At 39.2% G+C, this 20,013-nt stretch carries 18 protein-coding genes; 2 read left to right on the forward strand and 16 right to left on the reverse strand.

The genetic code is table 11. The features are described from left to right. Positions 1–69 precede the first annotated feature (69 nt). From IFO69_RS17960 to IFO69_RS18035, 16 genes are all read right to left on the reverse strand, one after another. Positions 70–1,428, reverse strand: a complete 1,359-nt coding sequence (locus tag IFO69_RS17960) for a S41 family peptidase (RefSeq protein WP_192011513.1) — start codon at positions 1,426–1,428, stop codon at positions 70–72. A 130-nt stretch (positions 1,429–1,558) separates the two neighbouring features. Beyond that, positions 1,559–3,109, reverse strand: a complete 1,551-nt coding sequence (locus IFO69_RS17965) for a dockerin type I domain-containing protein (RefSeq protein ID WP_192011514.1) — start codon at positions 3,107–3,109, stop codon at positions 1,559–1,561. A gap of 246 nt (positions 3,110–3,355) precedes the next feature. After that, positions 3,356–5,767: an outer membrane beta-barrel family protein gene (locus IFO69_RS17970; RefSeq protein WP_225444194.1), complete on the reverse strand. Its 2,412-nt coding sequence runs from the start codon at positions 5,765–5,767 to the stop codon at positions 3,356–3,358. Between the two features lie 123 nt (positions 5,768–5,890). Continuing rightward, a complete protein-coding gene (locus IFO69_RS17975) occupies positions 5,891–6,697 on the reverse strand; it encodes a helix-turn-helix domain-containing protein (protein ID WP_192011516.1) in 807 nt (268 codons plus the stop codon). 150 nt (positions 6,698–6,847) lie between these two features. Next, positions 6,848–7,768, reverse strand: a complete 921-nt coding sequence (locus IFO69_RS17980) for a DUF6807 family protein (RefSeq protein WP_192011517.1) — start codon at positions 7,766–7,768, stop codon at positions 6,848–6,850. Between the two features lie 96 nt (positions 7,769–7,864). Beyond that, entirely contained in the window at positions 7,865–8,833 is a 969-nt protein-coding gene (locus tag IFO69_RS17985) for a transketolase family protein (RefSeq protein ID WP_192011518.1), read from the reverse strand. A gap of 67 nt (positions 8,834–8,900) precedes the next feature. Further along, positions 8,901–9,752 (reverse strand): transketolase, encoded by an 852-nt coding sequence (locus IFO69_RS17990; protein ID WP_192011519.1) that lies wholly within the window; start codon positions 9,750–9,752, stop codon positions 8,901–8,903. Between the two features lie 10 nt (positions 9,753–9,762). Then, the gene (gene bcp / locus IFO69_RS17995) at positions 9,763–10,212 is read right to left on the reverse strand and encodes a thioredoxin-dependent thiol peroxidase (protein ID WP_192011520.1); all 450 of its coding nucleotides are present in this window, start codon (positions 10,210–10,212) and stop codon (positions 9,763–9,765) included. A gap of 65 nt (positions 10,213–10,277) precedes the next feature. After that, positions 10,278–12,143, reverse strand: coding sequence for a M23 family metallopeptidase (locus IFO69_RS18000; protein WP_225444195.1), 1,866 nt, complete (start codon positions 12,141–12,143; stop codon positions 10,278–10,280). Then, a complete protein-coding gene (locus IFO69_RS18005; protein ID WP_192011521.1) occupies positions 12,130–12,741 on the reverse strand; it encodes a fumarylacetoacetate hydrolase family protein in 612 nt (203 codons plus the stop codon). The genes IFO69_RS18000 and IFO69_RS18005 overlap by 14 nt, the downstream gene beginning before the upstream one ends. A 111-nt stretch (positions 12,742–12,852) precedes the next feature. After that, a complete protein-coding gene (locus tag IFO69_RS18010) occupies positions 12,853–13,731 on the reverse strand; it encodes a pirin family protein (RefSeq protein WP_192011522.1) in 879 nt (292 codons plus the stop codon). Positions 13,732–13,738: 7 nt separating this feature from the next. Then, positions 13,739–14,257: a hypothetical protein gene (locus IFO69_RS18015; protein ID WP_192011523.1), complete on the reverse strand. Its 519-nt coding sequence runs from the start codon at positions 14,255–14,257 to the stop codon at positions 13,739–13,741. A gap of 309 nt (positions 14,258–14,566) precedes the next feature. After that, positions 14,567–15,631: an ACR3 family arsenite efflux transporter gene (arsB, locus tag IFO69_RS18020; protein ID WP_317173486.1), complete on the reverse strand. Its 1,065-nt coding sequence runs from the start codon at positions 15,629–15,631 to the stop codon at positions 14,567–14,569. Continuing rightward, positions 15,612–16,223, reverse strand: a complete 612-nt coding sequence (locus IFO69_RS18025; RefSeq protein ID WP_192011524.1) for a low molecular weight phosphatase family protein — start codon at positions 16,221–16,223, stop codon at positions 15,612–15,614. The genes arsB and IFO69_RS18025 overlap by 20 nt, the downstream gene beginning before the upstream one ends. A gap of 9 nt (positions 16,224–16,232) precedes the next feature. After that, positions 16,233–16,784 (reverse strand): DUF6428 family protein, encoded by a 552-nt coding sequence (locus IFO69_RS18030; protein WP_192011525.1) that lies wholly within the window; start codon positions 16,782–16,784, stop codon positions 16,233–16,235. Between the two features lie 43 nt (positions 16,785–16,827). Then, positions 16,828–17,166: an ArsR/SmtB family transcription factor gene (locus IFO69_RS18035; protein WP_192011526.1), complete on the reverse strand. Its 339-nt coding sequence runs from the start codon at positions 17,164–17,166 to the stop codon at positions 16,828–16,830. 261 nt (positions 17,167–17,427) lie between these two features. On the opposite strand from IFO69_RS18035, the gene IFO69_RS18040 reads away from it, so the two are divergent. Together IFO69_RS18040 and IFO69_RS18045 are read left to right on the forward strand one after the other, a co-directional pair. Further along, positions 17,428–18,096, forward strand: a complete 669-nt coding sequence (locus IFO69_RS18040; protein WP_192011527.1) for an MCP four helix bundle domain-containing protein — start codon at positions 17,428–17,430, stop codon at positions 18,094–18,096. Between the two features lie 64 nt (positions 18,097–18,160). Continuing rightward, complete coding sequence (locus tag IFO69_RS18045; protein ID WP_192011528.1) at positions 18,161–19,909, forward strand: ABC transporter ATP-binding protein; 1,749 nt, start codon at positions 18,161–18,163, stop codon at positions 19,907–19,909. Positions 19,910–20,013 lie beyond the last annotated feature (104 nt).

The following is a 20,013-nucleotide window of genomic DNA, read 5'->3' on the forward strand; positions in this document are numbered from 1 at the left end:
TATCCCTTATGGGCATTTTCTTTTTCAACTTACCCTTTCCTTGAGATTAAGAAAATGTAATTGGTTCATTTACTCCTGCGAAATCAATTCTAAGGCCTGCTCATAATCGAGGTCTTTTTCATCTATTAAATCCTGAATGGAAGCTTTAATAGGGTAGTCTGGTAAAAGTCCCCTGTTGGAAGTGGTTTGCTTTTGCGAAACTGGAAAAAGCAGGTGAAAGCGAGGTATTCCGATATTGATGGAGGAGTGAGGTAAGCTGATGTATTCTTTGGATCCTGCGGCAAAACCTTCGTACCTCGTCCCCGTTTCTGTACCAATGACAATGGCATCTCCATATTCTTTTAGATACCTGGCCAAGGTTGATCCGGCAGAGAATGTTCTGCCATTGACCAAGACATAAATAATTCCTGTAAAAGCATGGCTGGACTTTTTCGGGATTTTATAAACGCGCTCTTTACCACTCCAAGAAATGCTTTTCTTCAAAAAAGGATCATTGGTAGTTCCCTTCATAATATAGGGCACCATATCATCTGCAAATTCGTTCCGTCCTCCAGTATTATCCCTCAGGTCTATTATCAGTGAGTTGATATGATGATTTTCTAAAGAGGTAAAAATCTCTTGGTAGAAATCCCTTGAGTGAATACCATATTTTTTGATCAGTTGGATATCAAATGATTTTAGCTTGAGTAAGGCATGGCCTTTCTTGAAATGCAGCTCATAAAAATCTTTAATACTTTCTTCTTGAGGTTTGGAAGGCAAATTCAACGCTTTATAACTGCTGACCTGCTCTTCTCTGGTCAATGCTTTGATTTTTGTCTCAAGGATCGGCTCTTTGGGACTGCTTTGGTACTTGATCTGAAAGTGATCCTTCTGATCAATGTAAAAATAGTATATCCAGGGAAAGCTAAGATTGATAATTTGGTCAGCATAGGTGATGATTTCTCCATCAGAAGGGGTGGCAAGGCGTAGTCGGTTAAGAATATCTTCAGCGTTCAATCCATTGATCGAAATGATTTTGTCTCCTTGGTTCATAATAGGTTTTAGGGAGTAATCACGCCAAACATAGAGGTCATTATCTATAACCTTTATAGCTATAGGCAAATACTTGAATTTATTTTGGGGAATCCCATTATGTACAGTGTCAGACCAATTCCCCAAAGCAAAGTGACCTTCATCGCTTAATGCACAAATCTGGCTGATATAAGTGAAATAAGCATTCAAGGATATTTCATCTTGATAAATCGCATCAATGATTCTTGTACTTGCTACATGGAAATCAGGTTTGTAAATCTTGAGAGCTGGGTTATATTTTTCAATGTTGTCTCTCAAAAAAGTGAGGTCCGCAATGGCATCGTTTTTAGAAAGATGCTGAGAAAATGCAAGATGAAAACTTAGTAAGAAGCATATTATTCCCAAAAGAAATTTCATTCGCAGGATATTTTGGTAGAGCGTAGTGTTACTTAAACATAGCTTTTGATCTTTTAATATCCAATACCTTATCTCGAAGGGACAAAGAAAAATCCCGGAATTTTCCGGGATTGGGTTTTTAAGGATATGTTTATATTCCTGTTTTGAAATGGCTGTGGTTGGGTTGGCAAAACATGTATCCATGATCAATATAACGACCAGGAGGGTTAGTGGTTAATGGGTTTCGAAGTACATTGATCAATCGGGTATAATCAGCAGGAGGGGTACCGTTTTGAATATCTTGATTTCTGAGTAAAACTTCATTGTGGAGAATAGTTCCAATGCTACTGGCGAACGTTCCGCAGGCCCCATTTGAAATAGTACTATTTGCATCTGAAGCAGCAAAGCTTGTGGTGCATTCATAAGGTGCATGGAAGGCTATGTTTTTTGTGGTTACCGTTGCTCTGGCTGCTCTGCCCAAGTTTTCAAGACCGTCTATAATTCTCGGCGTACAGCCAGAGTAGCAGGTGATTTCAGTAGTAAACCAAGCACATGTTTTTCTTTTAAGTGCATTGTAATTTCCTGTATGAAATCCATTGCGAAGAACTCCTGGACCAGCTTGGGCTCCAAACACTCCTGGACAAGGGCTACCATGGCCCCTTACGATTTCCATCACCAGTTCCTTACCAGCTCCAATGGCAAGCCTGTGAGTGTTGATGGCATTGTTTACAGCAGTATGTTCGTTTCTGTTATGAGTCCTTGCAGCAGTTATGGATGCTTGACTTGGAGAATAAATGGTAAAGCCTCTTACAACCGTAGGCGTGGGGATTTCTTTCATATAGGGTGTAATGTGCGTGAGGTTACAGCCCAAGGTAGGCAGTTCATCTGCCATAGGATCTGCATCAAATTCAAACCAAACTTTTTTGGAATAATCTATGACCAGTGCTTCACAGCCTCCCCCTCTTTGTGGACATTCCAGGGGTGATGGTGGTGTAGGAGGAGTGATTACTATACTGCTGTCTTCGACGGCTTCAGTTTCTTTATCTAAATAACCTATGGGCAGATAGAGATGATAATTGTTTTTTAAGCCGACTTTCAGTCTTAAATCAAAATATTCCATATCTAAGTCAGGTGGGAGATGGATGTCAAATACCGCTTCGCTTTGGCCAACCTCAATGGGGTATTCTTTATAAGTTGAATAAATAGAGATGTCCAATTCCTCATAGTTTGGGATAAAAAACTGAAAATGCCCATTTTGTAAATCAAGATAATTGGCTGCTATCCAGAAGTTGGAAAAGGAACAGGAAAAGTAAGGTTGACTATATAAAGTAAACTCATCACCTTGACTTTTTTCCAGGAAGCTTGCTAGCAGGGAGCGGTCTTCATCATTGATTTCTCCATTGGCATTGATGTCCGCAGCGATAGCACAGGGGATTTGATCAATACTTCCAGAATTGAGCATATTATTGATAGTGTTGATGTCGTCGGTATCTACCTTCATATCTTCATTGATGTCTCCCATGATAAATAAGGGCGTGAAGTTGGCCGGTAAATTTTTCAAGGCCGTTCCTGGTTCCGAAACAGGAACATGGTTGACGAGCGTTTCTTCAGAAATAGTGATATTACTTTGCTCTCTTTGGTTTCCTCCTTCGCACGAAAACAGCAGAAGTACTGTTACGAGGTTTGCTATGTAGGATTTCATGACTTTGGGTTTATAGTTATTTAGGGGCTTGGAATATAGGCTGCTTTGTTTTCTATTCAGTTTGGTTGAATAGAACCTTGGTGCATCAAAAAGAAAATATCAGATCATCTAATAGTTATTCCTTTAGGTAATAAAATAAGTGTATTAAGTATTAAATTACAAAAATATAGCTAAAAATGCTAGAGTTGAAATGCTTAAAGATAAATAGAGCGATCCAAACCCGGATTTGAACCGCTCTATGTTTTGTTAAAATTCCTTTTCTCCGAATTCGCTCTTGATGAAGCGTGATTTATTTTTTAACTCATTGAAGGTAAAGCTAATATTGATCATGATCATATCCACTTCGTAGACATAATTGGTAGTGGTGTAGAATTCATTTTCCCTCCATGTAGTGATTCGCTGCTCATTGGTATCCAAAAGGCCAAGGTCCATATTTAACCACTGCAAGGTAGTACTCAGCCTGCCATCCAAAAATGTCTTTTTTAAGGTAAGGTTAGGGGAAAAGAACCTTGAATCCTCACCTTGGGCAGTATTTCTATCAGAAAGATAATTTAAGGTCCACTGTAATTTTAAGGAAGAGGAAAGGTCAAAACTTGTGTTGGCATTGATGGAGTAAACCCAGCTTGAAGTGTCAATAGGCCTATCATCAAATGTTCCTTTGATGATATACTGATAGATGTTGCCGCTGGCAAAAATGTTCCACCATTTGGTCGGGTTGAGCTCTATTCCTGCTTCAAGTCCCAGTGATTTTCCAGTGCCTACATTGGAGTAAATCCTGTTGAGGATAGTGTCATTATAAACTGTATTGACTCTATTTACCAGGTTTTGGATATGGCTGTAGTAAGTGGTAGCAAAGAATGAGTTTTTCCCAAAGTCTTTGACCAACCCCAATTCAGTTAAGTCTACAAATTCAGGCAAGAGGGTTGGGTCACCTTGCTCCAATGTTTCGGAGTGTTCTCTTTCAGGAAAGGGGTTCATTTTAAAAGTGGTTGTCCTTTGAACTCTTTTACTGTAGGCTGCTTTTAATGTTAGGTCCTCATTGAAGGCATACTGTAAAGTGGCTGAAGGGTAAAGTTTGACAAAGTCATAGTAATACGTAGTGTCCACTGTTCCAGCTTTGTCTTTAAGATCCAATTCCCTATCCATATATTCTAGCCTAAGTCCTGCGGAGTAGCTCCATTTGTCTTTTTCACCAGAGAGCTGCCCATAGCCAGAATGGATTTGTCTGGTGAGGTCCACGTTGCTTGAAAATTCCGGCACCAATTCATATTCACCTGTTTCATTATTCTTTCTTTCATAGACAAAATCACCGGTATGGTTAAGGTTTCTAAACTGATAGCCTGTTTCGAAAGTACCTATGCTCCAAGGTGCTGCCTTATAATCTGTTTGAAACCTCACTCCGTGAAGGGGGTTGTCATTAGTATTGTATTCGTCCTGGTATACAATGTCAGTATCTGGATAGCCTAGGTTTAGGTTGGTTGTTGGACCACCCAACATGGTATATTCATATAAAAAGGAAGAGCTTAAGTTGGCCTTATTTTTAAATGTGTGGCTATAGTCAAAACTTCCTAAGACAAAATCTCCTCTGCGGATTCGAAGGTTCTCATTATAGTATTGCATAGAGTAAATGGTTTCCCCATTTACTTCTGCGTGATTGTCATAATAAATAATGTCAGCAGTTCTATCTTTGCTTCTTTTACCGCCATAGAAACCAAGGCTAAAAGTATTAGACTCATTGGGAGTGTATCCCACCGTAAATCTTCCTGAATAACTTTTCTCATCAAAACTTCTTTCCCCATCTGAAGGGAAATAAGTAGTGGTATCTCCATCGATGGTGTAGACATTTCCTTCTCTTCTTCCTGCAAGATCATTTCTTAGATAGCTGGCCCCAAAAGAAATGTCCCAATCGTTTTTCCGGTGATTGATGGTGAAGTCAGCACCATATCTGACTGCATTTTGCTTATTGTCATAATCCTGAACGCTGGGCAGGCCAATTTTGGTATTGGCTTGAACAAAGGTGCCGTCAGTTGCTCCTATGGATGTGATGATGTTGATAATCCCTGCTTTTCCCTCTGGATCATATTTTGCCGATGGGGCAGTCACCAATTCCACATTTTGAATGCTGTTGGCGGGAATCTGGCCTAAGATTAAAGCTGGGTCAGTCTGAACAGGCTTGCCATTGATCATTACCACAAAGCCTGTGGTGCCCCTTACAGAAATATTTCCACTGGCATCGATAGTCAAAGAAGGGAGGTTTCGCAGAACGTCATTGGCTGTGCCGCCCTGACTGGATTGGAAGCTATTGGCCTCATAGACCTGTCGGTCTATTTTGTGCATGGTGGTAAAAGCCTTGCCTGTGATTTCTACTTCCTCTAATAGTTGTTGGTTGGGAGAGAGTAAGATAGTTTTCAAATCCAAGATCTCAGATTTTGCAATCGTTATATTTTCAACAACTGTTTTGTCATAACCCATAAACTGGGCAATCAAGTAATAGTCGCCTTTTTGCTGATCTAAGATTTCAAATTGTCCTTCTGCATTGGTTACCGTTCCAGCAACGAGACTACTGTCTTTGGTGGCGTATAAGGCGATGTTGGCATATTCAAGAGGAAGAGCTTCTTGGGCGTCTTTTAAAGTGCCTTTGATGCCTGTCTGGGCCATGCAAAGCCCGCTTAATAAAAATAGTAATGAGGATAGTATTGTTTTACTCATGGAAATAATTATTTCCTACAAAGCAACAGGGATAGCTACTGAATTTACGGTAAAAACTATCCCATTATGGTATTATCGGGCAATTGCCTTAGATCTGTATTCCAGAGGAGTCAGCGTGGTTAATGATTTGAAGAATTTTACAAAATTTGATGAATCTGTAAAGTTAAGCTTATAGGCTATTTCAGTAACATTGCTACTCGTATGTGTCAGAAGGTTTTTAGCCTCTATCAGTAATCTTTCTTTGATTACTTCCCTCGCTGTGGCATTTACAGACATTTTGCAAACCTTATTCAAACGCTTAAGGGACATGTTCATCATTTTGGCATATTCTTCTGCGTGATTGGCTTCCATAAAATGCTCATTCAGCAGTTGCTTGAAATGTGCAAAGTCACTGGTAACACTTGGATTATTGGGCTTGCTTTTCTGGGAGAGGGAATGGCTCTTGATAACTACTAAGTTGAGAAAAGCTGTCAATAAGTCATCATCCCCTTTGTTTTTAAAGGCATGGTAGAAGTCTTCGAGAATTTTGAAAAAAGCACCTTCGTCTTGAATTTTAAAATGTTTTGGAAATTGGAAAAGGCAGTTTAACGCCTTGGGATAATGGCTGAGTACTTCTTCTTTGAACAAAACCACAAAACCATCAGGAACTTTAGAAAAGTCCCAGCAGTGAACCTGTCCAGGTCCCAAGTAGAAACCTGTAGGCGGCACCACATCAAACGTTTCATCTCCTATGGTGTGTTGACCGGAACCTTTGGAAAGAAAAATAAGCTCATGATAACCTGCATGCTTGTGAGGCTTTGTAGGTTTGATCACTGGCTTCATTCTGGATATTTTCAAAACCAGTTCATCATCGAGCTTTTTCTTAAAATTGAAATCCATGGGATAGGAAATGAGGCTTAGGTTAGAATCGATTTATACTTCGAAATTACAATCAAATTTTCAAATTGATAGTTTTCTTTTATAAATGGTAATTCGGGCTTTTGACTCCTTTATTTTCTGAATTCAATACCTTGTCAAACTCTCATAAAACTATTCAGTTTGTGTAAATTTTTTGTAATAATGTGAAATTTCAGCACTTTTTAATCCTTGATGGATAATGATCTGGTTTCTAAATTGTAATGGCTCACCTTTAGGTATTCTTATAGGATTTCTACCAGGAAAAGCCATGTTTTGCATGCTTTTGGCACTTCTTAGAATCCAACCTTGGTAATGAGTAAGCATTTGGGGCTCACCCATGATGACAATGCCAGATGTAGAGTGATTGTCAAAACTTCCAATTAGGTTCATCCAGGGACCTGCTTGAACAGGTAAGGTTTGCGGTTCTATTTTTATACCTTCAGAGGAAAATTGAATATCCTCAGGGAGCTTGACTCTTGGGGAAAAGCCACCATAACCTTTTTGATCTTCTGAACCTCCTAATTCCAGGTTGTCCACCAAAGCATTAAGTTTTATCTCAAAGGTGAGAGCATAAGCACCCTTTTCCAATCGTTCATAAGTGATTTTCACATTTTCTCTTAACACTTCACTTTGTCCCAAACTATCCGAAACCCAAGCGACTTCAGCCTCTAATTCACCAACACCATCATTGATATTCATGTTGGTATTGGTGACTTTCCAAGAAATGCCTTCACAGAACCAAGGATCGGCAATGCGTTTTCCGTTAACATAGAGTTGATGCCAGGTCCAAAAAATTCCCCTATGGTGGAAATGGTCCTCAGGAAAGTCCTCCGTTAACACTTCTCCGTTTAGTCCATAAAGGGGATGGACATAATTGGCTCTTGGGTATTTACCATTTAGTGTTTTTGTGGCTGTTTGGTAAAAATATCTTGGCTGGTTGTTTTCTTTCAAAAGTATCCCTTCAGAAGTCTTTTCAAAAGCCAACTCCTGGGCAACTGAATTAATATGAACCAAAAAGCTGGAAAGGAAGATAAAGAGAAGTTTGGTTTTCATGGTTGGGTTTAGTGTAAATTTGATGCAATATCTAAAAATAAAAGCAGCAAACCGGATTCCCCAATTTGCTGCTTAAATAAATTTAGGAATTAAGGATTACTTTCTTCCAATAGCTTTTTTAGCTGCTTTGACAATATTGTCAGCATTCAAGCCATATTTCTCGAGCAGATCGGTAGGAGTACCGGATTCACCGAAAGAATCATCTACTCCCACGAATTCCTGTGGAGCGGGATTGTTCCTTACCAAAGTCTGAGCAACACTATCACCAAGACCACCATTGTACTGGTGTTCTTCGGCGGTTACACAGCAACCAGTCTTGGCTACTGATTGCAAGATTGCTTCAGTATCCAATGGCTTGATCGTGTGGATATTGATCACCTCTGCACTGATGCCTTCTTCTCTCAGTTTGGCTTCGGCCACAACTGCTTCCCATACCAAATGACCTGTAGCAAAGATGGTTACATCAGTACCTTCGATCATTTTCCATGCCTTGCCAATCTCAAATTTTTGATCAGAAGGAGTGAAGATAGGCCATTTAGGACGACCAAATCTCAAGTAAACAGGGCCATGGTGTTCCGCAATTGCCATGGTGGCTGCTTTGGTTTGATTGTAATCACAAGGGTTGATTACTGTCATGTTAGGCAACATTTTCATCATACCCAAGTCTTCCAAAATCTGGTGGGTAGCGCCATCTTCTCCCAAAGTCAAACCTGCGTGTGAAGCACATATTTTAACATTCTTTTCAGAATAGGCGATGGATTGGCGGATTTGGTCATAAACCCGACCAGTGGAGAAGTTGGCGAAAGTACCTGTAAAAGGAATTTTTCCATTGATGCTCATACCAGCAGCGAGGCCCATCATATTGGCCTCAGCAATGCCTACTTGGAAGAACCTCTCTGGAAATTCTTTTTGGAAAGCACCCATTTTAAGGGAACCGATCAAGTCAGCACATAGCCCGACAACATTTGGGTTTTTACGTCCAGCTTCCAAAAGCCCATCACCGAAACCGGAACGGGTGTCGCTTTTTTCTGTATAGGTGAATTTAGTATCTAAAGTCTTTTCCATTTTTTGATCTGTTAAGCCACAGTCTAATAATAACCATTTGGCTGTGGTTGGTTAACGGTTTTGTTGATTAGTAGTCACCAAGGGTTTCTTCCAATTGGCCCAAAGCATTTTCCAATTGCTCATCACTTGGAGCAATACCATGCCATTTGTGTGTACCAACCATAAAGTCTACACCATAGCCCATTTCAGTATGAAGCAGGTTCAATACCGGCTTACCTTTACCCAAGAGTGTTCTGGCGTATTCCAAACCAGCCAGTACAGATTCCATATCATTGCCTTTAAGGGTATCAATCACTTCCCAACCAAAGGCTTCCCACTTGGCTTTTAAGTCATTTAAGTTCATAACAACGTTGGTAGGGCCGTCGATCTGCTGTCCATTAAAGTCAATGGTAGCGATCAAATTATCTACTTTGTGGTGAGGGGCATACATGGCCGCCTCCCAGATTTGACCTTCTTGCTGTTCTCCATCTCCCATAAGGGCGTAAACAACGCCTTCATCTCCATCTATTTTTTTGGCTTGTGCCGCTCCGATAGCAACAGATAGTCCTTGTCCCAACGATCCAGAGGCGATTCTAATGCCTGGAAGACCTTCCTCAGTGGCAGGGTGGCCTTGAAGTCTGCTGTTTATTTTTCTGAATGTTTTAAGCTCAGCTGTATCAAAATATCCGCTTCTGGCAAGCACACTGTACCAAACCGGAGAGATGTGTCCGTTGGATAGGAAGAATAAGTCTTCGCCTTTTCCTTCGATTTTGAAGTCATTGTTATGGTTCAATTGGTTGAAGTAAAGTGCCACGAAAAATTCGGTACATCCTAATGAGGCACCTGGGTGTCCGGACTGTACTTCGTGAACCATACGCAAAATGTCACGTCTCACTTGTGAGGCGGTCTTTTTTAGTTGTTCGGTTGATAGCTTTTCCATTTTAAAGGAATTATTTAAGTATTTGATTTGAATGTTCTTTGGTTTTTACTTTTTCGATGATTTCGGCAATTTTGCCTTTTTCATCGATAACAAAAGTAGTTCTAACAGTCCCCATATAAGTCCTGCCATAGTTTTTCTTTTCTCTCCAAGTATTGTAAAGCTCATGAACAGTCTTGTCTTCATCTGCAATGAGTGGGAAAAGAAGTTCAAATTTTTCGATGAACTTCTTATGGGATTTTTCAGAATCAGTACTGATCCCCAAAACAATATACCCAGCTTTAAGAAGCGAATCATAATTGTCTCTCAAATCGCATGCTTGAGCAGTACAGCCTGGCGTATTGTCTTTGGGATAAAAATATAAAACTACCTTTTTGCCGAGATAATCGGACAATTTGATAGTGTTGCCATCTTGGTCTTTTGCTTCGAAATCAGGTGCCTTATTTCCTACTTCTAATGACATGTTATTTTAGTTTATGAGTTAAGTGTTTTTTTGACATTTAAATTTGATAATTATTTTCTAAAAATCTAGAGCTTCCTGCTAAAAACAACAGAATTTCCTGCATTATCGGTTACTTTCAATTCAAACTGCCCTTTGAAAGGGGCTTTGTCAATCTTTTCTGTCCAAATGACACCGCTTTTATGTTCAAATCGCAAAATAACCCATTTTCCATCAATTCTGGCCTCAAAACTATGAATCCCTGAAAGATTGTCCCTAATGGAAAATCTAAGTTGGGATGAATTAATCCTAATGGGGCGAATAGTAGGCGCTATATCATCCTCAGCGAGTACAAAAGTACCAAAATTTTTGGTTTTGAAGATAATATGGTCATTGGTCCATTCTCCCCCTACAAAACGCTTATAACCGTTGGCATAAAGTTGATAAACATCTACATACTCTTTGGGTCTATTATAGGAGGAAACATCCATACTAACGGTTATTTCCTCTCTTAGGTAGCCATCCCGGTCATCGTTGATTTTAATGGAGGGACGTCCGTTGTAGCTTCCACTTTCTGTGTAAAGAAATAGTGTTTCTAACAAACTATTCTCTTCCGTTTGGACAATGGTGTGGCCATCATTGTAATAATATTCTTTGTTGAAAGGGATTTTTGCTTGAACCTTAGGGTAAATGATTTCAGTGCACACGTCTATTGAATCCGGAATACCATACTCCATATCCCATATATAGGTCCTATACCTTGGGTCTTCATAGGAAAGCATTACGTCCATCATCAGTCCGCTCACATAGAAGGTAGCCATTTTGTTGGTCTCCTGCTTATCCGCTCTGACAATCATCCAATTATGCTCAAAATCTACTTTGCTTCTTGAAGCAGAATAAGTACTTATTGCATGGTTTTCTTTTTCGCCTTTAAATTTTAAAGATAGATTGCGTCTATTGCCAAACACATCTTCTAAAACCACGTCAACATCCTTAATACTATCAGGACTGACTTCAATGGCCCCACTGAAAAGGCTGTCAGGGCTATAATAATCGAATTGATTATAGGGTGTGGTATAAAGTTTCGTGTAACTGTTTTGGTGGGTATGGCTCAATAAAAACCTACCAAGATTGAAATCTATTTTATCAACATTGAGGTCAAAAGTCTTGATTCCACTTTCATAGATTTCAAAATGTGGAAAACCGTTTTGGTTATATGCACCGTCTAATTTATCATATGCCCTTACTTCGATTCCTACTTTTCCAGTAATTTCGATCGGTTTGTCAATAACAAACTCATTTCCTCTAAAGTTTAAGCGAAGCACAGTTCTTTGGAATTGTCCGTTTACCCTGCTTTCTAAAGTAAGGGGTGTAATGGCAATGGTCCTGAATGTAGGAGGGGTAGTATCCTTGATTTCACTAAAGCCAAACTTTAGCGGATCCAATGCCCTGTCCAAGCTGTCTCGGATTTCAAAATGAAGGTGGGGGCCTCCTGAGCTTCCCGTATTTCCAGAGTAGGCGATGATTTCCCCTTTTTTTACAGGTAGTGCCGAGGCTTCAGGGTAAACTTCTAAGGAATTTTCCTCAGCGTCAGCCATCTTTTGCCACATGTATTTTGCGATTTTGGCGTTAAAATCTCTAAGGTGACCATAAAGTGTGTATTGCCCATTCGTATGTTTTAAATAAATCACATTCCCATAACCATAAGTAGATATCTTCATCCGGTAAACATATCCATCTGCGGCAGCGTAGACCGGCAAACCCTGTCTACCATCGGTTTTGATGTCGATTCCACTGTGAAAGTGGTTAGGGCGAATTTCACTCATATTTCCGGAAAGGTAATTTCGCTCTCCTGGCTTAATGGGGAATTGATAATAATTTTTATCTACCTGCGAAAAACCAACGGATGACAAAGCCCAGAAAAGAAAAAGGAACAGGAATTTATTTAATCTCAAAATCAAGTAATTTTTCTTCTTCTATGTATGCTTCCAAACGATCTCCTACATTTACTTTACCAACTCCAGCTGGTGTGCCGGTAAATATGAGATCTCCTTTTTTTAACGTAAAAAACTTTGAGATATATTCTAGAATCACACCAAAATCAAAAAGCATCATAGCGGTATTACCCTTTTGTATTTGTACACCGTTAATATTCAGATGGAAATTGATGTCGGATAGATCCTTAAAACTTTCCTTGGAAAGAAAGCTTCCAACAGGCGCAGAACCATTGAAACCCTTGGCAATTTCCCATGGTAATCCTTTTTCTTTACAGGTTTTCTGAATGTCCCTTGCTGTAAAATCAATCCCGATACCAATTTCATCAAAGTAGCGGTGAGCAAATTCCCTTTTGATAAATTTCCCTTCCCTGTTTATTTTTAGGACAAGTTCTACTTCATGATGGATGTCATTGGAGAAATCTGGTAAATAGAAAGGAAGGTTGTTTTTCAGCAGCGCAGTATCAGGCTTCAAAAAAACAACAGGGTTTTCGGGTCTTTCATTTTGGAGCTCTTCAATATGCTCTACGTAATTTCGGCCAATGGCGATGATTTTCATGAAAAATCGGATTATAGGTTTTTCTAAGTTTTCACAAAGAAACTTAATAAGCATGGATTAAGAAAATGTTTCTTCGGCTTAATTTACAGGCGTTAGCCCTAAAAATAGGTGTTATTTTAATTCAGGGAGTGGAATATATGAATTATCCCCTTTGACCATGGGCCAGTCTTTTGCTTTCCACCTTTTTTTAGCGGTAGCTATGGTTGACTTTTCACTGGAGACAAAATTCCATTCTATAAACCTTTCTTCTTCAAAAGCAGGGCCACCAAATAGGATGATATGACTTTCAGCTTTGATCTCCAAAGCACATTGGTTATCAATTTTAGAGACCAGTAGGTTACCTTTTTCTACAAGGTTTTCACAGGCTTTGACTTCTCCTTCTACTACGCAAATGCCAATTTCTCCTTCAAGCTGTCCAGCAATTTCAAGGCTATATTCACCATTGGTTTTTATATCGACCATGAACAAGTCTGAGTGTACTGGAACAGGAGATATCTTCCCATAACCTGTGCCTGCAACAAGTGTAAACTGGGCAGATTGATCTTTCCAGGTGGGCAGGTCCTTTGCATCAATATGATGAAACTGAGGGGCCATGTTCTCTTTTTCTTTGGGCAGGGCTACCCAAATCTGGTACCCATGAATAGGATAGGTCTTCCCATCTCTTTGTTCAGGAGGAGTTCTTTCTGTATGGGTGACGCCTTTTCCAGCGGTCATCCAATTAACAGATCCGGGTGAGATACGCTGCTTGGTACCAAGGCTATCCTCATGGATCATTTCACCTTCCAAGAGAAAAGTTAGAGTGGATAAGCCGATATGCGGATGTTGGCCTATATCCATATATTTGGTTGGGCCAACTGTTGACGGCCCCATATGATCAATAAAGACAAATGGGCCTACCATTCTCTTGTTGCGGAAGGGAAGTAACCTCCCCAACATAAAGTCGCCTATGTCACGACTTCTTTCAGGAATGATAAGGTCTGTATTTGACATTTATTATTTATTTAGAGATTTGAAGCCAGGAAATATTCCAATTCAATCCTAAAGTAACAGGAAATGTAAAGCCATTAAATATAGCAGTGAAATTCTTTTTACGCTTAGGTTCAAAATCTTTATGAGAAGCATTTTCCCTTCTTTCCTTGGCTTTTTTGAGGTTGTTGGTTGAAAAGAGTTTTATAGTAAAAGTTCTCTGGTAAACCTCTATTTCTGTTACATCAAGTTCAGTTTCTCGGAACTCCTGATTACCATAGACAACAGTGATTTGAGAACTTCTGAAATCTGGAATTTCGGTGAGGAAATCCATCAAATAGGTATGGAATTCATCAGTTGATATGCTGTTCATTCCTAACTTCTCATCAGAAAGATGAATTTGTATTTTAGTATGGCCAGCGTTTGAATCTTCTTGAGTGATTTGTGTTATGGAAAATCCTTTGGGGATAAATAAACCTGGTAAGTGTTCCACCAATATAGGCATCTTAGGTGTCAGCTCCAGAAGCTGAATAAAATCTATCGTTCGCATATCTTATTACTTCAATTCTTAATCTAGGATACGTATTTTTTAATTAATTAGCCACAAAGATCATCAAAATAATGATTTTTTTTTAATCGAAAAATTGGAATAATAATACGGTTTATAAGCAAAATTATAAGGAATTGAAATGATTTGATGTTTTGTATTTTATAAAATGTTTTTTATGTCTAAAAAAAACGAATAACGTGTAAAAAATACATATAAGAGTCTTTCATGATTGTCACAAGAAAATATAAAAAAATATTCCAAGCGGTAAATATTTGATCTTGAAGTGTTTTGGAGTAGGCTCCATTTGGATCAGATATAGAATTTTTTTCTTAACCAAAGGCTAACTTTTACCAATAAAATCAAAGCTGGTACTTCGATAAGTGGTCCTATGACACCAACAAATGCTTGACCGCTATGAATGCCAAAAACACCGATAGCAACAGCAATGGCCAACTCGAAGTTGTTGCCGGCAGCTGTAAATGAAACGGCAGCATTTTGATCGTATGGTGCTCCTGAAAGTTTGCACGTAACAAATCCCACCAAAAACATTATGATGAAATAGAGTATTAAAGGAATAGCTATCAAAAGTATGTCACCGGGGATTTGGACTATCAATTCCCCTTTCAGGCTGAACATGATAATAATGGTGGATAATAAGGCTACCAAGGTTATTGGGGAGATACTTGGGATGAATTTTTCATTATACCATGACTCTCCCTTTAGTTTTACTAGAATGACCCTGCTGAAAAAACCTAAAAGAAAAGGAATCCCCAAGTAGATGCCAACACTTTCAGCAATAGTAGCAATAGAAATATCTACATTCACACCATCAAACCCAAAGTATGGAGGCAAAACGGTGATAAATAACCAAGCATAAAAGCCATATACAAAAACTTGGAAAATACTGTTCAAGGCCACCAAAGCGGCACCGTACTCTTTGCTCCCTTCACCCAAGTCATTCCAAACTAAAACCATGGCGATGCACCTGGCTAGCCCAATTAAAATCAAACCAACCATGTATTCAGGATGGTCATTTAAAAAGAGCATTGCTAAAACAAACATCAATATTGGCCCTATGACCCAATTCAATAGCAGTGAAATGGAAAGTATTTTGGTGTTTTGGAAAACCTTTGGTAATAAAGCATAGTTGGCCTTGGCCAAGGGTGGGTACATCATTAGGATCAATCCAATGGCTATGGGCAAATTGGTAGTTCCATAACTGTAAGTATTAATACTTTCCGCAAGCTGTGGAAAAAAATAACCTAACAATATGCCCACGCACATCGCAGTAAAAATCCATAAGGTGAGGTACTGATCTAGGAAGTTTAGTTTTTTAGTGGTAGAAGCCATTGGTTCAAATGTTGGAAAAGACATAAAACATTTCAGTTGCTATTTGAAGAGAACGCTCGTCGTAGCGAGCTTCTTCTTCGAGGCTGTCATCAAAAAGCTTGGGATCCATATATCGAATGGGGATTCTTAATTCTGCGCCGGGGATATAGGGACAGTTTTCATCTGCGTGAGCACAGGTCATTACAGCTGCAAAATTAGTTTTAGGATTTTTAGGGTGGTCAAAGCGCTTTGAAAATACCGATATCAGTGTTGGTTCAAACCCGTATTTTAACTTGTACAATGGGTTTTCTATGCCTTCTTTTTCTATTTCAAAACCGAAACGAATCAATGATGCAATAGTCCTTTCATTGCAAGCGGTTACTTCAGTTCCACTGGAAAAGCATGCCGCTTTCACATCATAGTAATCTGCAGCGACTTGTGCCCATACTTGTCCAAATTGGCTCCGTCTAGAATTGTGGGTACATATAAAGTTGATTTGGGCAGTCTTGTCATGATGTTCTGCAACATAATTGATCAAGGGTTGAAGCTCCTTTTTGCGTGTAGGAGAAATGGTATCAAAATTTAAAGCGTCAATTTTAGACTGCAACTTTGGAAAGAGGTTCTTCTTGGTTTTCATATCTCCGGTTTAACAACAGTCAGATGAGGGTTCGCAGCAGTTTTCAGATTGTTTCTTCAAAGATTTGAGAGACAGTTTTACCTTTGGTTTAGGCAGTGCCTCTGGCCCACAGCAGGCTGCTGCTTTTTCCTCTTCTGTGGAAGCCCTGTCTTTGGCCTTGCAGGTTGTTGTTGATTCAAAAAGCTTAATATGCAATTGATCTTTTTCAACTAAGATTCCGCTGATATTTAGTATCGCTGTATGAAAACTTTTGTTGCCATATTCAAATTTTATGTCTGTATCAGTTAATGTAGGTCTTACTTGATGGACGAGATCAAATATTTTGAGTGCCTTTTGTGCATTTAAATTGTGATCAGGCTCCAAGGTACCATTTTCCCAAAGTTGGATGTGAGTTTCACTCCACTGGTTTCTTTGGCCGCCACAGTCCACTGTGTCGAAATTTACATTTTTGATTTCCGTGATATGAAAATCATTTCTAACATATTTTCCTTCTGCATATTCAAATACTAATCCATGGTTTGGATAGCTTCTGAGGGTATTGATAAATTCTTGAGTTTTCATAATTATATTATTGCAATATTACGATTAATAGTGTCAAATTTTTTTAACAGCAATTTTTTTTAAATTTCTCTGAGTCAAATTGATCGAATAGCTTGTTGAACAAGGATTGTATTCTTGCCCATTGGCTAGGGTTGATACAATAACTGATCGATACGCCTTCAATGGTTCCTTGGATAATTCCCAGGGTTTTTAATTCCCTGAGGTGCTGGCTAATGGTGGCTTGGGCCAAACCTAATTCCTTGACCAAATCTCCGTTTACGCAAGCATTGGCTTTGAGTAAGTGTTGGATGATGGCGATCCTTGCAGGGTGTGCGAGGGCCTTAGCTACATTGGCTAATTCGTTTTGCTCAGCACTGAATAAATCTGTTTTGGTAATCCCCATAATTGAATTATTATATTGCAATATTACGATTAATATTTTTTTCAATCAAAATAAATTGCAAAAAGTAGTTAGTGGAATTTAAGAAAGCTGTAAATATTTAAATAATACAATTTATTTCAGACACTTAATAGGTCATTTCCGTAAAACATAATATGTTTGTTAATAAATTGTTAATCAGGTGTTAGCTGATTAATTTATGTTATAGAAAAGGAAACTAACTGTATGTTTCTGATCAAATATAACTAAGAAGAGAGGAGTACTATGAAATGGGCTTATAGCATTAAAAACAGGATGACCATTGCTATTTTGTTGATGGTGGTCTTTGTTTCTGTATTTGTTAAGAATATCTTGGATGAAGAACATGTTTCTGATCTAAGCAGTTCATGTGCTACGATTTATGAAGATAGACTGCTGCCGGAGAGTTATATTTATCACCTTTCGGAGTATTTGTATAAAAAGCAAATGATGATTGACGCTTGTCAGACACAGCTTGATTATGCAAATATTTCAGATAAAAACATACATTATAATTCAAAGATCGATTCTATTTTAAGCGACTTTGAGGCTACTTACTTGACAAAAGATGAGGAAATATACCTTACTGATCTAAAGAAAAATGTCAATGAACTTTATCATGTAGAGGCTAGATTAGGTCAGTATGCTGTTTTACCGGAAGATTTTCAACAAGCAAAACAAAAATCAGATCAGTTGATCTCTTTAGCTTCCAATAATCTTAATCAGTTATCTGAGGTTCAATTGACAGTTGGGAAGCAATTGAATGATGACTCTAAAAGAATCATGGCAGGTAGTGCAATTTTGACCAAATTTGAAACAGTGATTTTAATTGTACTGGGAATCTTGATTAACGCTTTGGTGTTTGGTGTGATTTCAAGTCGGTCAAAAATAAAGCAGACAGCGCACCTGAATTAACAAAAAGATAAAGAACTTATTGGAGGCAGTTTTCGTTGAAAATTGCCTCTTTTATTTTGTAAATATGTCAACTCCTAGTAAAGAAAGAAAAGTGACCATGGGTCACGTTTTTAAAACAATTATCTGGCCCAGAAGAAAGCATCTCTTTTTAGGCTTGTTTTTGATCATCATCAGTAGGTTGGCGGGACTTGTCCTGCCTGGTGCAAGTAAGTACCTGATGGATGAAGTGATTCCCAATTCCAATATGCAGCTTCTTAAATGGTTGGTTATTGCAGTGGGTGCTGCTGTGGTCATCCAGGCTGTAACTTCATTTGCTTTAACCCAAATATTGAGCGTGGAAGCCCAGCATTTGATCGCCAAACTTAGGGCGAAGGTGCAGCGTCACATTATTCATTTGCCCATTCGCTTTTTCGATAATGCCAAAACAGGAGAACTAGTGTCAAGGATTATGACCGATGTGGAAGGGGTGCGGAATTTGGTGGGAACAGGTTTGGCACAGATGATCGGAGGGATACTGACATCGATCATTTGCTTAGGGCTGTTGATTTACATTAGCCCATTGATGACGTTATATGTTTTGGTTCCAGTGGTCGTTTTTGGATTGATCTCTTTAAAGGCTTTTAGTAAAATCCGTCCCATTTTCAGGGAAAGAGGAAAAATCAATGCTCAGGTGACTGGAAGACTGACAGAAACTTTAGGTGGTATCCGAGTGATCAAAGGTTTTAATGCGGAATCCCAAGAAGTAAAAACTTTTGAAGAAGGAGTTCTCAGGTTGTTTTTGAATATCAAGTCCAGCTTGACCACCACCAGTATGGTGACCAGTTCAGCCACCCTTTTGTTGGGGCTTGCTTCGGCTGGAATTATGGGGATTGGTGGTTATATGATCATGGAGGGAAACATGACCTTTGGGGATTTTCTGGCGTTTACCTTGTATTTAGGCTTTATGATTGCTCCAATTGTCCAGATGAGTAATATCGGTAGCCAGTTGACAGAAGCTTTTGCCGGCTTGGACAGAACGGAGGAAATTATGAATATACCATTGGAGGAGGATGAGAAAACCAGAAATATACAGCTCCCAAGGATCAATGGTGATGTTGAGTTTGATCGGGTGAGTTTTGCCTATGAAGAGGGTAAACCAGTTGTCAAAGAGGTAAACTTTGAAGCCAAGGCAGGAACCATGACGGCTTTGGTGGGAACATCTGGCTCAGGAAAGACCACCATCGCTGGCTTGGTAGCTTCCTTTCTCAACCCGGCCAGTGGGACCATCAAGGTGGATGGTCAGGACTTACAGCAAGTAAGTCTTTCCAGTTTCAGGAGCCAATTGGGAGTAGTGCTGCAGGATGATTTTCTCTTTGAAGGGACTATCCGCGAAAATATACTTTTCCCAAGGCCTGATGCAAGCCAAGAACAGTTGACACAAGCGGTATTTGCAGCCCATGTTCATGAGTTTACAGATCGGTTTGAAGATGGATTGGATACTTTGATAGGAGAGCGCGGAGTCAAACTTTCCGGAGGTCAAAAGCAACGGATTGCCATAGCCAGAGCCATTTTGGCAGATCCAAGGATTTTGATCTTGGATGAGGCCACTTCCAATTTGGATACGGAAAGTGAAACATTGATTCAGGCCAGTTTGAAAGAACTGATGAAAGGTCGAACCACTTTTGTGATTGCCCACCGGTTAAGTACCATCAGACAGGCCAATCAGATTTTGGTGGTGGAGAAGGGGCAAATTGTAGAGCGTGGAAGGCATGAAGAACTGATGGAAAGTCAAGGGAGATATTATGATTTGTATACTTATCAGGCGAGGATTTAGAATGAAGTACGAAGTATAATGTAGGAGGAAGGAAGAGGGAAGTAGGAAGAGGGAAGTGCGAAGTTGGGAATATTGAGTAAGAAGATGAAAAATTGTAAGGGCAG

Origin of the sequence: Echinicola arenosa (assembly GCF_014841125.1) — a bacterium.
Taxonomy (GTDB): Bacteria; Bacteroidota; Bacteroidia; order Cytophagales; family Cyclobacteriaceae; genus Echinicola; species Echinicola arenosa.